The organism is Photobacterium sp. 2_MG-2023 (assembly GCF_030547675.1).
Classification (GTDB): Bacteria; Pseudomonadota; Gammaproteobacteria; order Enterobacterales; family Vibrionaceae; genus Photobacterium; species Photobacterium arenosum.
Window position 1 is genome coordinate 1 of sequence record NZ_JAUOQQ010000034.1, and the last position, 15,925, is coordinate 15,925.

A 15,925-nucleotide genomic window follows, 5' to 3' on the forward strand; every position below is an offset into this window, starting at 1 on the left:
TGCTTATTAAGGCTGTCCGGGCTTGTTCAACACCCGGATAGAAGTGTCGGCTGCGCGACACGTATCCTTATTTGTTAGCTTACTTACGAACACCAGTGTACTGTTCTTGACCTATTTTCTGGACATTGAATAATAGGTAGTTTCTATCAGAGTACTCAGAAATATCTACATTTAGATACTCTCGTTGAGCAGTCTCAATCGAAGAGCGTAAATGATACGAAATTTTCTGCAAATCGGGATGGCGGGTATCTGATGAAAACTCATATTCGTAATACTGACCTTCAGCTTCAACTTTTAAACTAACTCTATCTACTATTTCATCCAGAAACGAGTGTTTGACCTGTACATGATCAACCGAAAACTTTTCTATTGAATTCCCATTTACCTTTAACTGTTTTTTCCTAGCCACGTTTTACCTCTATCGTTTAGCCTTGATAACTAACATTATGATTATTCGAGATTTACCATCCGTTTTCTGTGATAGAAGTCGCATTGTAAGCTAACGCCCGCAGCACGCGCGGCTTTGGAATGGAGGCGAAGCCGCAATGGAAAAGCCGTCGCTGTGCCTGCGATTGTTAGTTCTACTCCTTGATAAGCTTGCCCCAGTCGTCGTCTGTCTCTTCGACAACGATGTTAACTCCGCAGAACACCTCATCGTCGCTAATGCGAACGTAGTTGAACAACCTCGACTTAACCTTCCCTGAGAACTTACTGCGCTGACCTCCGTCAGAAGAATTGTCAATGTGCACGTAGTCTCCCACGTTGGGCAATATTACCTGTCCTGACTCGCTATTGGCTTGAATACCTACTATTTCACCGTCATCCAACGGGCGGTCCGAACCGCTTGGAAGATACTGATAGTCGATCCCATACTTAATCTTCATCGAATTCTCCTCAAAGTTATTAAGAACTAACATTTTATTAGCGCGCATGCGCGTTTTGCTCGTTAGACCAGTGAAAACGCGCACAGTTAACTATCTGTATGTTAAGAACTTATCAGCTTTCTACCAAATACACCATCTGGAAAAACGCGCATGCGCGTTTTTCCAAACCTATTATCTCAATTCGTAAATACATAACCGATTGATAAAAATGAATTATATGAATTAGTACGTGTACAAACGCGCAAAAATTTTTCACTATTTTCCTTGATATCCGGCAATCTTAAATAACACTGTATAAAAACACAGCACCTTAAGGTGGGGGTTATCATGAGTGTAAAAAGCCCATTTCTAAGCGGTCTTCAAGAAGAAATGCGTATGCGTGGTTACAGTATTAGAACGGAAAAAACCTATCTGTATTGGATCAAGGCATTCATTAACTTTCACGACAAACGTCACCCTGAAACAATGGGAACGAAAGAAATTGCACAATTTTTAACCTTTCTTGCCAATCGACGAAATGTGGCTATCAACACACAAAAAATTGCACTGAACGCATTAGCCTATCTGTATCAGAAGCATTTGCACCATGAGCTTGGGGATTTAGGTTTTTGCTATGCCACTAAACAGCGACATTTACCGACAGTGTTATCTCCATTGGAGATCTCATCGATATTAAATCAACTTCATGGCCGAGACAGGCTAATCATTGAGATGCTCTATGGTAGTGGACTGAGAGTTTCAGAATGTCTCCGATTACGCGTCCAAGACATTGATATTGATAGAGCTTCGCTGACTGTTAGAGACGGTAAAGGACATAAAGATAGACAAACCATCCTCAGCCATAGATGCGCAGAAAAGCTCACTACATATATTAAAAAAGCTATTAAGATTCAACAGGATGACAACCAACAAGGGATAGGCCCATCTCTGCCAAATGCATTAGAACGTAAGTACCCCAATGCACGACATACCCTCCAAACCCCAAATTACACTTGCTATTAGCGTTAGCACATATGCTGGTAAGCACCAACCCAGGGAAAAATTCAGGACGAATTTTCAGGTTGTCGGCGCCGGGAGCGCCTACAACCGGCCCGGACCACGCCAAAGAACAAAAAGGGCTTTCTGGGCACTCTTTGGCCCGACAAAGAGTGTCTGGCGCGCGTCACACCATGCCGAAAGAAACACCGAACTCAAGCGCGACATACCTTCAACTCTACTGATATCCCGGTACACACCCTCCCCTATTCCAAAACTCACCTTTGAAAATACCTCTCACTGACATATAACTATCAGACTGTGCTCAAAATTCGCCCACCACGTCGGTCAAAAGGAAGTAACCATGACGGAATATCTCATCTATGCCTTTATCTATCTGATTGCAGCCGTGATTGCCGTGCCGCTGGCGCAGCGCTTTGGCCTCGGTTCCGTGCTTGGTTATCTGATTGCCGGGGTGGTTATCGGGCCAGTCATCGGCTTAGTGGGTGAAGAAACCACCTCTATTCAACACTTTGCCGAATTTGGTGTGGTCATCATGCTGTTTCTGGTTGGCCTTGAACTGGAGCCAAAATCGCTCTGGGCCATGCGGCACCGGCTCGTCGGACTGGGCGGGTTGCAAATTGGTCTGACAGCCTTGGCTTTTACTGGCGCGGGACTGCTTTTCGAATTGCCCTGGACGCTGGCACTGGCAATTGGCCTGATTCTGGCGATGTCCTCGACCGCCATTGTACTGCAAACCTTCAATGAAAAAGGACTCGGCCGGACCGAAGGCGGTAAAAATGCATTTTCTGTGTTGCTGTTTCAGGACATAGCCGTCATCCCCATGCTGGCGCTGCTACCGCTGCTGGCATTGCCCGAGTTGATTGCGCAGGCACAATCAGTGACAGCGGCGGCGGCCGAACACCATGAAGAACTCAACCTGGTAGCGGGATTGCCCGGTTGGGCTTATGGTCTGGTGATCACCGCCTCCATCGCCTTTGTGGTGGTTGGCGGCCACTACCTCAGCCGCCCTTTGTTCCGCTTTGTCGCCGCATCAGGTTTACGGGAAATTTTTACCGCCACCGCTCTGATGCTGGTGCTGGGTGTCTCTATCCTGATGAGTCTGGTGGGTTTATCGCCGGCACTGGGAACTTTTCTTGCAGGCGTAGTGCTGGCAAACAGTGAATTTCGCCATGAACTGGAATCCAACATCGATCCTTTTAAGGGACTGCTGCTGGGCCTGTTCTTTATCACGGTTGGTGCCGGGATCAATTTCAACATTCTGTTCAGTGAATTCTTTACTGTGATTGGTCTGACACTGGGCATCATGCTGGTAAAAGCGCTGGTGCTTTTCCTGCTGGCGTTGATTTTCCGGATCCGCAACAGTAACCGCTGGCTGTTTGCCCTGAGTCTGGCCCAGGCCGGTGAGTTCGGGTTCGTCCTCATCAGTTTCACCGTCCAGAATCATGTGCTGCCCCCGGCTCTGGCACAAACCTTGTCTTTGGTGGTTGCGCTGTCGATGATGTTCACCCCCGGACTGTTCATTTTCTACGACAAAGTCATATTGCCGCGCTTTGAGCATTCCTCCAATGAGCGCGAAGCCGATACCATTGATGAACAGGGCACAGTGATCATTGCCGGAATCGGCCGCTTCGGGCAAATCGTTAACCGCCTGCTGATCGCCAACGGCATCAAAACCGTGGTGCTGGATCACCAGTCGACCATCATAGATACCATGCGACGCATCAATACCAAGGCCTATTTTGGTGATGCCACCCGCCCGGACCTGCTGCACACAGCAGGAATAGAGCAGGCCGCCATGGTGGTGGTTGCGATGGACACCCCGGAAAGCAGCATTATGCTGGTCAAACATATCAAGCACACTTACCCTAACGTCAAAATCCTGGCCCGCGCCTACGACCGTGGCCACAGTTACCGGCTCCGTCAGGCAGGTGCTGATGTGATTGAATCTGAAACCTACCATTCAGCACTGGAAATTGGGGCCGCCGCCCTGCGGGAATTGGGTCTCCCGCCTCGCCTGGCACAGCAACAGAAATCCGCGTACAAACGCGTGGATGATGAGCTGTCTGCCGGTCTCTATCAGGCCTGGCTGGGCGAGTCGAACGAAGGCGAGCGGTTTGATAATAACTACCTCAAACTCTTCAGGCAGTTTGAAGACAGAATCCACGAAGAAATGGCATTTGAGCGCTCAAATCATGATACTGAAGAAAACCACAAAGCATGAGTCGCGCTTATTATGACACGTAAAGATTCTCAGGTGTGCCATGGCACTATTGCCCGTGTCGTCGCACATCTGAATCCAAGCCCGTTTCAATTGAGCTTACCAATTTCGCGCAATGCGTCGCTTAGCGTTCAGAAAGTCAGTTATTTTCCATGAGTTTCAGTGTAGTCATGGGCCGGTTACAGGACATGTCCGTGGGCAGAAGGAGCGACATAGCGGTATTTTTCATTAGACCATAGATTCCAAAATGGAATAATATTCACTTTCCCTATAAATATTATTCTCCTTTTACACTCTTCTCTCGAAAAAATAACCATTAGTAACAATTAAAACAATAAAGTTTTTTATTACTGGATAACTCAATAACAATTAATAAATGAGTTTTAACTCGAAGAAAAATGTACGTCATATGAATGAAACATAGCCAGTGTTGCGATGAAATTCATACAGAAAACAAATGCCATTTTACATTCCCATAGTTACTGTTACTCTCGCGAAAATTATCAAGGTCACAAACCAGATAATATTAATGCTTTTTATTCCATATTTTACGCTTCATCAATAGCAACTAAATCAGCACTTTATTGTCGAGGTAGTCAGTTTGAAATGGTATGAAATTGAAGCTCAGAAGATTCATAGTAACGTTCCATCTGATAAAGAAATCAATATAAGCGCAGGATTCGGTCCTACCGGACTTCCTCATATTGGTACTTTATGTGAAATAATAAGAACAAACTTCCTGAAAAAATCCCTAGAAAAACTAGGGAGAAAAGTGCATTTCCACTTGATCTCAGATGACTTAGACCCCTTTCGAAAAATTCCGTTAAATCTTCCAAATCAGGGTTTATTAAAAGAATTCTTAGGAAAATCAATCAACCAAGTCCCAGATCCATTTCAAATGAAAAATAGCTTCTCAGAAATGGTTGAAGATAAGCTTGTAGAACATATAAATCGATACAACATTGACTGTAATTTAGTACAAAACTCCATAAGTTATCAGTCAGGTGAATACAATGCGGAAATTTTAAACTTCCTCCACAACTATGAGGTAGTGAATAACATCTGCAAAGAATCAGTAGGCCCATTAAGAAATAGGACCTATAGTATATTCATGCCTATATCGCCTACAAGTGGCAGAGTTATAGAACATATTAATTTAATTGATATAGATTCTGATACAGGGGAAATTACTTACATAATACCTGCCGATGAAATAATTAATAAACCGGGTAGTGAATACGGAATAGAGTTAAAAGATTTCTACTCGACGGAAATTCTCAATGAGCCAATTACGACATCTGTACTTGATGGTAATTGTAAATTACAGTGGAAAGCTGACTGGGCTATGCGCCTTCTGGCTCGAGATATTAGATTTGAAATGCATGGTGAAGATCTCACTAGCTCTGCAAATATCGCTATAAAAATAGCCACTTCTCTTGAAAGAGAAGCACCAAGACTGTATAAATATGGTTTATTTTTAGACGATAATTACAAGAAGATTTCAAAATCTAAAGGTAATGGATTCTCTTTAGAGAAATCAATGGATTTGCTAACCGACAAGGCATTAATTAATTATCTTGAAAAAAAACCAAAACGTAATTCTAAATTTCATGTAAACTTGTCACCCAGATTAAATGATCTAGCTCTCACCAAGAATGAGTTGTCTGTTTCTTATACCAAAGCACAAAGAATACTTAGTGCTTCGCAGCCTCACAATTTACAGTCAGCTATTGAATTTTTAAGGCGATACTCATTTTCCATGAGTAATGAGGCCATTAAATATTCATACAATTATTTCCTTGAAACAAAATCTACGTCGAAATCACCTAAATTAAAACTTTCTGAGAAAGAGAAAAAATTCGTTGGATTATTATCATTTTGCTTAGAAGAAATTAGTGCTGAAAAAACTCAAGATATAAATCTCTACCTTACTGTCCATGATTGTTATAAGAACACATTTGATAAACATTCCAAAGAACATCCATGGGAGATAATTTACAAATCATTATTTAACAATAATTACGGGTCAAGACTTTCTACCTGGCTAGAGATTTCAGGTTACAACGAGTTTATTAGAAGATTAAAGGATTCTGTTGAAATGTCAGAGACTACTTTTATAAAAGAGCTAGACCTGGACAAGGCTAGCAGTGATGAAGAAACAAAAATTGCCAGCAAGCTCACTTATACGACTGAATACATTAGGCCAAATTATTTAGAAGCTATCTCCTTTGATTTAGTAAAGGAAAAGTGTTTGAAGCTAGCACTGGCATTAAAGAACAAACGCGATGAGATAATTCAATCAGTTTCAAGTTATCAATGCAGGAATGTCACAGATGATGAAATTTCAAGATCACTTGATCTCCTTTTAAACATTCAAGAGAACCAAGAATATTTTAAGCTTAAGGTTCAAGGTGTTACTTCTTTCTTACCATTAAATCAACCTATTTATGCGACAGTGTGTTTTGGTTTCATCCCTTCACTTATGTCCAAAGATACCTGCATTCGCCCCCCCACAGCAATGCATTCACACTATCAAAAGTTAATTAAAGCTATAGACTTTACATATTTTTCAAATAGCTTATCCATCTCTTTTGAAGATAAAGAAAGTTTTATAAGTAAACGTATTCAAGTAACGGATGCTGTCATATTTACCGGAACTCCAGAAAATGCATTGAAAGTTAGGAAACATTTCAGAAAAAAAACGCTATTTATTTTAAACGGTGCTGGGCACAATCCATTAGTTATAAGTAAAGATGCAAATATAGATCAAGCAGTTGAAAGTGCGATGCGCGTCGTATTATATAATCAAGGTCAAGACTGTGCGGGACCAAATTCAATACTAATTCATCAAGATTCATACAGTATATTCAGACAAAAATTAGTGAATGAATTAGAAAAAATTAAAAATAAAGTTGGCCTTTATGATGACCCTGATAATATTGTTGGCCCCAATAGTGATGTTGACCACTCAATTAAACTAGCGACTATTTTCAAACAATATCGTGAATATTGTACGTATGGTGGAGAGATAAACATAATAAATGGTTTAATAAGACCAACTATTTTTGAAAAACCACTATCTCTTGGTGGTAATTACAAAGAGTTTTTTGCCCCCATATTCTTCCTTCAAGAATATAGATGTGATGAAGAACTTGAAAGTTATTTCTCTCAACCACAATATTCTAAAAATGCAATGTATATTTCTCTTTTTGGATCCAGCGACTATATCAACAATGAAATTAATGAAAACATCCATTTAAAAGATAGTATATTAATCAATACAGATTTACACCTCGTCGAGCGTGGAACAACGCCGTACGGCGGCCAAGGCATAGCAGCTTCATGCATTTACTTTAATGGAGAAGTCATCAAAGGTAATACATTGCCGCAAAGAGACATTTACAATCACTTGGTGCTAAACACCTAAATCATTAACCAACACAAAAAGTTTTATATTTAACATATAAAAAACCGGATACTATATGAGCCAAAGTTCAAGTTTTTACCTCTCTATTTTCGCTGTAGTATTGAGTTCTTCACTTATTGGCTCATTACTCGGTTATTTCATTCCCTTTCAAGCTTTGCGGCTAAACAATGCTGGAGGAGACATTGACCTAATCGGGTTAATGTCTTCTGCTCCGGCTCTTGGAATGTTTTTATCGTCATTAATAACACCTCGTATTAATCACCGCTTCCCTATTAAGATAGCAATGACAATATCTTTGTTATTGATACTGATAACAATTAATATATCTATTTTGCGAACTGATCTAAAAATTGTTTTTTTATTCAGTTTGATTATGGGGATGTGCTGTGGAGTAATCGTTATACTAGGAGAAACTTGGGTTGCTGAAAGTAGCCCTAGCACACACAAAGGTAGATTTATCGGTTTTTACACCACATGCTATACTGGAAGCCAACTCTGTGGTCCTTTATTGATATCATTTTTTGGTTTTAATGATTTAATCCCAAGAAGCATTATATCCACACTATTGATTATATCTTCAATTTTCATAGTTATTTCAAGTATAGCACTCACTAGCAGAAATATTATCCATATTCGGTCATCATTTAATATTTTAAAAATAACACCCGCTTTGTTTATGGCTGTTTTTTGTTTTTCATTCTTTGATAGTTCTATCCTATCTCTATTTCCGATATATTCAGTTAAAAACGGTCATCTTGAATCATCTGCTGCATTGTTAATAACTTTAATTTTTGTTGGTGATGCTTTACTGCAAATTCCAATCGGATGGTTATCTGATAAGTTTGGAAGTAAAAAAATACATAAGTTATGTGGTTTCGCATCTTTAATATTAATCCTATTTATTCCGTACACAATAAACACACCGTTAATTTGGATTCACATGATAATACTGGGTGGTACTGCAGGTGGTATTTATACCATAGCCTTAGTAAGGGCTAGCGAAATATTTAGCGGTAGCAAGCTCATATTAACTAACTCACTATTTGGGATTCTATGGGGTGTAGGAAGTACTTTTGGCCCCATCATCAGTGGTACTTTTATGAAAATTTTCTCTCAAAACGGGATTATTCTTTCACTCTCACTGACAACTGCAATATTTTTAATTTTTACATTATATAAACCTTACGTTATGAAATTAGGAAAATCACATTGATGTTAATGAATATGTGCATTATCAGTTGATAAATATCAATTAAGCGTTTGATATGCTTATATTTTAAGTTTTCTTAGCTAAAACATATTCACTCACAAAGCAGTTTTCTGTCTGTTTACCAGACTGTAATAAACAGGCATAGTCAGGCAATCGTTCATTGTTGATATGAAAGAAGGGTTCATGACGCTACCGCCTCGCTCAATTTTAGATCTAGCCCCTGTTGCTGAAGGGGCCGATTTTTCGTCCACTTATGCGCGCTCTGTATCGCTGGCGCAACACGCTGAAAAATGGGGTTACAAGCGGTTCTGGCTGGCAGAACACCACAACATGCCCGATATTGCCAGTGCTGCCACCTCTGTGCTGCTCAGCCATATAGGAGCGCACACCTCTTCCATCCGGCTGGGTTCGGGCGGGGTGATGCTGCCCAATCATGCGCCATTAGTGATTGCCGAGCAGTTCGGCACCTTGGAAGCGCTGTATCCCAATCGCATCGATCTCGGTCTGGGCCGAGCGCCGGGCACCGACTATCCCACCATGCATGCGCTGCGCCGCGATCCGGAGCGCATGGACCCCAACTTTGATGAACTGCTGGAAGAGCTGCAGTTTTTCATGGGGCCGGTGTCACCCAATCAGCCGGTCAAAGCGTATCCTGGTTCGGACTCTTCAGTCCCCATCTGGCTGTTAGGTTCCAGCACTTACAGTGCCCGACTGGCCGGTATTAAAGGTCTGCCGTTTGCTTTTGCCTCTCACTTCGCGCCGGATGCCATGATGAACGCAATACAGATCTACCGTGAGCATTTCCAGCCTTCAGAGCAGTTGGATAAGCCGTATGTGATGATAGGCGTGAATATCATAGTGGCGGATACTGATGACGAAGCGCAGTATCTGGGTACCACGGAAAAACAGAAGTTTCTTAATATGACCCGCGGCGTTCAGGGCAAAATCCCGCCACCGGTCTGGAGTATGGAGTCAGTTTGGCTGCCTCATGAGAAGTACCAGATCGAAAAACAGCTGCGGGAATCCATTCACGGTGATCAGGACACAGTCCGGACCCGCTTGATCGAATTGACAGAACGTACACAAGCCGATGAAATCATGGCTAACGCCCTGATCTTCGACCATGAGAAAAAGCTGCGTTCCTACGAGTTGCTGGCGGGGCTGTAATAATGGCCGGGAGTGGTGACACTCCCGGCTCTTGAAGCCGACATGAGTTTATACCGCCTGCGTCGCTTTCCTGAATACCGACAGCCTTGGCACCAGTAACCCCAGAATCACAATCGCAATCCCGACCAGTTGCAGCTGCGTCACGGCCTGCCCCATCAAGTACGCAGTGAGCACGGCAAAGACAGGCACAAAATTAAAGAACAGTGCCGCCGTAGGCGACCCCAGCTCCCGGACACCGTTCAGCCACAGCAGATAGCCCGCCACAGTACCGAACAAACCGATGTACGTCACTTCAATCAGTCCGACTGACGAGCTGCCCAGCAACTCGGCAAAGGGTTTCACCTCGGGTGTCGCCAGACACATCAGGCCAATCACAGCCGCCCCGCTGACCATGCCGACAAGCGTATAGGGGATCACAGGTATCCAGCGGCTGATTCCCTGGCTGCAGTAGGTGTAAAAGCTCCATGCCAGCATGCCGGAGAAAATCATCTTATCGCCCTGATTAAACGCCATGTTCAGTAGTGCTTCCAGATGGCCATTAGTGATCACCATCAGCACGCCAGACAAGCTGACAACAAGGCTGAAGCATTGCGGCAAGGTAGGTAAAGTCCGCCTTGCTACACAGGCTATCAGCGCCGTCATCAGAGGACTGAGGGCCATAATCAGCGAACCGTTGGTAGCCTCCGTGTGCTCCAGCCCGGTGAACAGGCCCAGGTTCAGGCCACCGACACCCACTGCACTGACCCCAATCACCCAGCACCATTGCTTCACCGTTAACACAAAACGTTCTGATCCAATCAGTTTCAGATAGATCGCAAGACAAATTGCCGCGATCACAAAACGCCAGAACACCAGCGTGAGTGCATGCACTTCGTTAAGTGCATGTTTACCAATTGGAAAGCAGCTGCCCCAAAAGAAGGTACATATAATGAGCAGAACAACGGCTTTCGTTGTTGATGAAGCATTCATAGTCACTCCAGATGACTTGTCACATGATAACCGCTAGTCTATTGGTTTCATGATCTGAATAAACAGGCATTATCAGCATGGTAAATCCCAAATATGAAATCTAACTACTCTCTCGACGATCTGTGCTGTTTTTGTGCGGTCGCCCGGCTGGGCAGCTTTAAAATAGCCGCTGAACATTTAAGTATGCCACTGTCGACACTCAGCCGACGGATTCGTCAGTTAGAAACAGACCTGCAGTTGCGATTGCTAAACCGGGATGCCCACAGGGTGTCACTCACCCATACCGGTCAGCAATATTTTGAACGTTCCAGCACACTGTTTGATGAGCTCAGTGACATCGGGGAAGATCTGCACCGAGACAAGCATGAGCCGAAAGGCAAAATTCGTATCAGTGCGCCTATCAATGCAGGCTCCCAGTTTCTGCGCGATATCTTCTTCGACTTCCTGCTGCAGTACCCTGACATTCAGTTAGATCTGCAGTTTTCCAACAGCCTGATTGATATTGAAGCACAGGCGATGGATGTGGTTTTTCGTGTCGGCACCCCTGCGGTAGAAAACTGGATAGCCCGTCCGCTCAAAGATATTCACTTCATTGTCTGTGCTCATCCCGGGTATCCGGTGCAGTCCATCACTCACCCGGAGATGCTGAGCGACCATCCGTCGATCCTCTGTCATCCCATGTCGCTCTGGCAACTGGTGCATTCAGAAACAGGCACGGAATATGATCACCAACCCGTCAAGGGCCTGCGTCTGGAAGTCGATGAAATCCGCTTGCTGACCCATGCCATCCAGTCTGGCCTGGGCATCGGTTATATTCCTGACTATTTTGCCCTTCCTATGATCGCAAATGGCGAACTCAACAGAGTCCTCCCGGACTGGTGCAGCAAACCCCGCACCCTGTTTATGCTCTATCGCGACCGCGATCATCTGCCAATGCGGGTACGGCTGTTTGTTGAATTCGTCATAGCGCGGTTTGAAGCAATGGCATGATCCGTTACCTGCTCTCGCAACACGGTCCCTGCTTACGCAACAAAAAGTTAGCGCCTGAGAACCTGTTCAAGCATAGAGGTGGCTTTCACTGACAGGCTCAGCAAAGCCATCAAAACGGCAATGATGATATGAAACCCACTGAACTCTGCTGTCATACCTGCGACAGACAAGCCCGGTGACAGCATGCAACTGACACACGCGCTATTTTTTGAGGAACTGCATGATGCGCGTGAAGCCTGTTTATCCCTGCCTCTGCCATCAGACAGACGCCTGTCTGCATGGCTCAATGCACTGCACCTGGATCAGCAAAATGCCCCGTCACTGAAAGTGTTAAGTGAACAGGTTGGCGCCAGCAGTAAAACCATCAGCCGGCTGTTTATCCGGGAAACCGGGATGCCTTATCAGAACTGGCGCCAGCAATGGCGGTTACTGAAAGCCATCGAGCTGTTATCTGCCGGGCTTCAGGTTAATGATGCAGCGTACCGGCTTGAATTTTCCAGCGACAGTGCCTTTATCACGTTTTTTAAACAGCAAACCGGCCAAACCCCGTTGCACTATATTCGGGGCGGACACTGAGCCTCCGGCAAAAAGTCAGAGCTCAGACGGCTCGATCTGCCAGATGATCTGCCCGCCCTGCTCACCCCGGCAAAGGCCCATAATCACAGTCTCTGTCAAACCGGCCGTCTGCTCAGGCAAGCTGGTCAAAACGGCCGGATTCAACAGATGCTGCCAGGCCTCCCCATTGTATTGCGAAGCCTCCCGAGAGGCCTGAAACAGCCTCTCGGGTGACAGTGAGCTGTTAAGCACAGGAGAGAAGCTGACTGCACTGTACAGCAGTATGCCGACGCATGTGTCCTGCCAGATATCACTCATGATGCCTCTTGAACGCTTTCCAACGTGGGGGGCTCTGTTGTCGCCTGTGCTTTCTGCTGTCCGCGTTTTGCCAGCAGGTAATAAAACAGCGGTGTCAGCAACAGACCAAACACAGTCACACCTATCATGCCCGAGAAGACCGCCACGCCCATGGCCTGACGCATCTCGGCACCCGCGCCGGTGGAATACACCAATGGCGCCACACCCATAATAAATGCAATAGACGTCATCAGAATCGGACGCAGTCGCAACCGGCTGGCTTCCAGAATCGCGTCTTTCACCGAATAGCCTCGATCCTGCAGCTCTTTGGCGAACTCCACGATCAGAATCGCATTCTTGGTTGCCAGCCCGACCAGTACGATAAAGCCGATCTGGGTCAGGATATTGTTATCCCCGCCGTAGAGCACCACGCCACTGAGCGCAGAAAGCAGGGTGAGCGGAATAATCAGAATGATCGCCAGCGGCAGGCGGACACTTTCATACTGAGCGGCCAGGACCATGAACACCAGCAGGATCACCAAGGGATACACATACAGGTTTGAATCCCCGGTGATCATCTGCTGATAGGTCAGCTCGGTCCACTCATAGCTCATGCCCCGCGGCAGGGTGTCAGCCAGTATTTTCTCAATGGCCGCCTGCGCTTCCCCGGAGCTGTAGCCGGGAGCCGGTCCGCCGTTGATTTCCGCCGTCATAAAGCCGTTGTAGTGCATCACGCGATCCGGTCCGGCGCTGTCTTTCACATGGATGAAAGAGTCAATCGGCACCATGTCCCCCTGCGCATTGCGGACTTTGATCTGGCCCACCTGCGCGGCATCCTGACGATATGCCTGATCCGCCTGCATATTAACCTGATAAGTACGGCCAAACAGGTTCAGATCATTGACGTACGTTGAGCTGAGATACCCTTGCAGCGTCTGGAAAAGCACATCCAGGTTCACGCCCTGCTGCATGGCCTTAGTGCGGTCGACCTCGATATCCAGTTGCGGTACGTTGACCTGATAGCCGGAAAAGACCCCGGCCAGCTCAGGGGTTGCGGCTGCCTTTTGCATCACCGTCATAGTTGCCTGATGCAAGGCCTCAAAACCCAGCCCGTTTCTGTCTTCAATCTGCAGCCGGAATCCGCCGATAGTGCCAAGGCCCATCACAGGTGGCGGCGGGAAGACAGCAACGAACGCCTCTTCAATGCCGGCATACTGCTGATTCAGCCGGGCAGCAATCGCGTTGGCACTGGCTGCCGGATCCTGACGTTTGTCGAAATCATCCAGCGTCACAAACACGATGCCGCTGTTGGACGCATTGGTAAAACCATTGATGCTCAGTCCGGGGAAACCCAGAGTCTTGGTGACACCAGCCTGCGCCAGCGCCAGATCGGACATCTTTTCCAGCACCGCATCGGTGCGATCCAGCGACGCGGCATTCGGCAATTGCGCAAAGGCAATCAGGTACTGCTTGTCCTGCGCCGGAATATAGCCGGTTGGCGTGGTGGCAAACTGATAGCCAGTGAAACCCAGCAAGGCAACATAAGCCACCGATGCAATGGCACCGGCCCGGATGACTTTGCGCACTACCACGCCATAACCGCCCGACAAGGCACTGAAAAAACGGTTAAACGGATTGAACAGCCAGCGGCCGAACAGCCGGTCCATACCTCTGGTCAGCCAGTCTTTCGGCGCATCATGGCCTTTGAGCAACAGCGCGGATAACGCCGGGCTCAGGGTCAGCGAATTGATCGCTGAGATAAAAGTAGAAATGGTAATGGTGAGTGCAAACTGCTTGTAAAACTGGCCGGTCAGTCCGGTCATAAAGGCCGTCGGAATAAACACCGCCGCCAGCACCAGTGTAGTCGCGACAATCGGCCCGGTCACTTCGCGCATGGCTTTCACCGTCGCATCAACCGGGGACAATCCTTCACTGATGTTCCGCTCGACGTTTTCCACCACCACGATGGCATCGTCCACTACGATGCCGATTGCCAGCACCAGGCCAAAGAGCGACAGCGCATTGAGGGAGAATCCCATCAGAAGCATAAAGGCGAAAGTGCCGATCAGCGAGACAGGCACCGCCACCAGTGGAATAATTGACGCCCGCCAGGTTTGCAGGAACAGCACCACCACGGCAACCACCAGCAGCACGGCTTCCAGCAGGGTCTGAATGACCGCTTCAATTGATCCGCGCACAAAGACAGTCGGGTCATAGGCGATTTCGTAAGATACGCCTTCCGGGAAATCTTCCGCCAGACGCGCCATGGTATCGCGCACATCATTGGAGATTTGAATCGCATTCGAACCCGCGGCCTGGAAAATACCGATGGCGGCGGCATCCTGATTATCGAGCGTGGAGCGCAGCGCGTAGGAATCTGCACCCAGCTCAATCCGCGCCACATCTTTCAGGCGGCTGATTTCACCCTGCTCCCCGACACGGATGATGATGTTTTCAAATTCCTCAACCGTCGACAGACGCCCTTTGACATTGATCAGTAACTGATAATCCGAATGGCTTGCCGGCTGGGTACCCAGACTGCCTGCCACAGCCTGCTGGTTCTGCTGGCGGATCGCCTCGGCAATATCGGACGGCGTGAGGTTCAACGCGGCGACCTGATTGGGATCCAGCCAGACCCGCATGCTGAAGTTGCCGGCACCAAAGGAGCGTACTGAACCGACACCGCTGACTTTCGCCAGCTCATCTTTGACCTTGAGATTGGCAAAGTTGGACAGATACAGCATGTCATAGCGGTCGTCAGGCGAGAACAGATGCACCACCATGGTCAGGTTCGGCGAAGATTTTTCCGTCACCACGCCCAGCCGCTGCACCTGCTGTGGCAGACGCGGCAGCGCCCGGTCAACCCGGCTTTGTACCTGCGAGACGGCGAGATCTACATCTGTGCCGATGGCAAAAGTGATGGTCAGTGTCATCATGCCGTCTGCGGTGGACTGCGAAGACATGTACAGCATGTTCTCCACACCATTGATTTCCTGCTCCAGCGGCGAAGCCACTGTCTGGGCAATCACGCCCGGATTAGCACCGGGATAATTGGCCGTGACCACCACTGTCGGCGGCACCACTTCCGGATATTCAGTCACCGGCAACTGCCAGACCGCAATACTGCCGACAATGACAAACAGCAGCGACAACACAGAAGCAAATACCGGTCTGCGGATAAAAAATTGTGAAAACATAGTCTGTCCTGA

General features: G+C 46.6%; 12 protein-coding genes. 7 read left to right on the forward strand and 5 right to left on the reverse strand.

All coding sequences use genetic code 11. The annotated features are described in order from the left end of the window. Positions 1–79: 79 nt before the first annotated feature. Both Q4491_RS19970 and Q4491_RS19975 read right to left on the reverse strand, forming a co-directional pair. The gene (locus Q4491_RS19970; RefSeq protein ID WP_303460292.1) at positions 80–409 is read right to left on the reverse strand and encodes a hypothetical protein; all 330 of its coding nucleotides are present in this window, start codon (positions 407–409) and stop codon (positions 80–82) included. 172 nt (positions 410–581) lie between these two features. Beyond that, complete coding sequence (locus Q4491_RS19975; protein WP_303460294.1) at positions 582–884, reverse strand: hypothetical protein; 303 nt, start codon at positions 882–884, stop codon at positions 582–584. 327 nt (positions 885–1,211) lie between these two features. Here Q4491_RS19975 and Q4491_RS19980 point away from each other — a divergent pair, with 327 nt between their 5' ends. From Q4491_RS19980 to Q4491_RS20000, 5 genes are all read left to right on the forward strand, one after another. Next, entirely contained in the window at positions 1,212–1,886 is a 675-nt protein-coding gene (locus Q4491_RS19980; RefSeq protein ID WP_303460297.1) for a phage integrase N-terminal SAM-like domain-containing protein, read from the forward strand. A 337-nt stretch (positions 1,887–2,223) separates the two neighbouring features. Next, a complete protein-coding gene (locus Q4491_RS19985; RefSeq protein ID WP_303460299.1) occupies positions 2,224–4,104 on the forward strand; it encodes a monovalent cation:proton antiporter-2 (CPA2) family protein in 1,881 nt (626 codons plus the stop codon). A 598-nt stretch (positions 4,105–4,702) separates the two neighbouring features. Beyond that, positions 4,703–7,528: an aldehyde dehydrogenase family protein gene (locus tag Q4491_RS19990; protein WP_303460302.1), complete on the forward strand. Its 2,826-nt coding sequence runs from the start codon at positions 4,703–4,705 to the stop codon at positions 7,526–7,528. Positions 7,529–7,583: 55 nt separating this feature from the next. Then, positions 7,584–8,741: an MFS transporter gene (locus tag Q4491_RS19995; RefSeq protein ID WP_303460305.1), complete on the forward strand. Its 1,158-nt coding sequence runs from the start codon at positions 7,584–7,586 to the stop codon at positions 8,739–8,741. 180 nt (positions 8,742–8,921) lie between these two features. Then, a complete protein-coding gene (locus Q4491_RS20000) occupies positions 8,922–9,905 on the forward strand; it encodes an LLM class flavin-dependent oxidoreductase (protein WP_237794253.1) in 984 nt (327 codons plus the stop codon). Positions 9,906–9,953: 48 nt separating this feature from the next. Here Q4491_RS20000 and Q4491_RS20005 read toward each other — a convergent pair whose 3' ends face one another. After that, positions 9,954–10,874, reverse strand: a complete 921-nt coding sequence (locus Q4491_RS20005; protein WP_303460309.1) for a DMT family transporter — start codon at positions 10,872–10,874, stop codon at positions 9,954–9,956. A gap of 93 nt (positions 10,875–10,967) precedes the next feature. Here Q4491_RS20005 and Q4491_RS20010 point away from each other — a divergent pair, with 93 nt between their 5' ends. Continuing rightward, complete coding sequence (locus Q4491_RS20010; RefSeq protein WP_303460313.1) at positions 10,968–11,864, forward strand: LysR family transcriptional regulator; 897 nt, start codon at positions 10,968–10,970, stop codon at positions 11,862–11,864. Positions 11,865–12,047: 183 nt separating this feature from the next. Then, positions 12,048–12,440 (forward strand): helix-turn-helix domain-containing protein, encoded by a 393-nt coding sequence (locus tag Q4491_RS20015; protein ID WP_368393636.1) that lies wholly within the window; start codon positions 12,048–12,050, stop codon positions 12,438–12,440. A 15-nt stretch (positions 12,441–12,455) separates the two neighbouring features. On the opposite strand, the gene Q4491_RS20020 is transcribed toward Q4491_RS20015, so the two are convergent. Beyond that, the gene (locus Q4491_RS20020) at positions 12,456–12,737 is read right to left on the reverse strand and encodes a hypothetical protein (protein WP_237794257.1); all 282 of its coding nucleotides are present in this window, start codon (positions 12,735–12,737) and stop codon (positions 12,456–12,458) included. After that, positions 12,734–15,913, reverse strand: coding sequence for an efflux RND transporter permease subunit (locus Q4491_RS20025; protein ID WP_303460317.1), 3,180 nt, complete (start codon positions 15,911–15,913; stop codon positions 12,734–12,736). Before Q4491_RS20025 ends, Q4491_RS20020 begins: the two co-directional genes overlap by 4 nt. Positions 15,914–15,925: the final 12 nt, after the last annotated feature.

Excerpts from the sequence above, each read along its gene's own strand:
- Q4491_RS19975 (WP_303460294.1), bottom strand. The coding sequence starts at position 884 with ATGAAGATTAAGTATGGGATCGACTATCAGTATCTTCCAAGCGGTTCG.
- Q4491_RS19980 (WP_303460297.1), top strand. The coding sequence starts at position 1,212 with ATGAGTGTAAAAAGCCCATTTCTAAGCGGTCTTCAAGAAGAAATGCGT.
- Q4491_RS19985 (WP_303460299.1), top strand. The coding sequence starts at position 2,224 with ATGACGGAATATCTCATCTATGCCTTTATCTATCTGATTGCAGCCGTG.
- Q4491_RS19995 (WP_303460305.1), top strand. The coding sequence starts at position 7,584 with ATGAGCCAAAGTTCAAGTTTTTACCTCTCTATTTTCGCTGTAGTATTG.
- Q4491_RS20000 (WP_237794253.1), top strand. The coding sequence starts at position 8,922 with ATGACGCTACCGCCTCGCTCAATTTTAGATCTAGCCCCTGTTGCTGAA.
- Q4491_RS20005 (WP_303460309.1), bottom strand. The coding sequence starts at position 10,874 with ATGAATGCTTCATCAACAACGAAAGCCGTTGTTCTGCTCATTATATGT.
- Q4491_RS20010 (WP_303460313.1), top strand. The coding sequence starts at position 10,968 with ATGAAATCTAACTACTCTCTCGACGATCTGTGCTGTTTTTGTGCGGTC.
- Q4491_RS20015 (WP_368393636.1), top strand. The coding sequence starts at position 12,048 with ATGCAACTGACACACGCGCTATTTTTTGAGGAACTGCATGATGCGCGT.
- Q4491_RS20020 (WP_237794257.1), bottom strand. The coding sequence starts at position 12,737 with ATGAGTGATATCTGGCAGGACACATGCGTCGGCATACTGCTGTACAGT.
- Q4491_RS20025 (WP_303460317.1), bottom strand. The coding sequence starts at position 15,913 with ATGTTTTCACAATTTTTTATCCGCAGACCGGTATTTGCTTCTGTGTTG.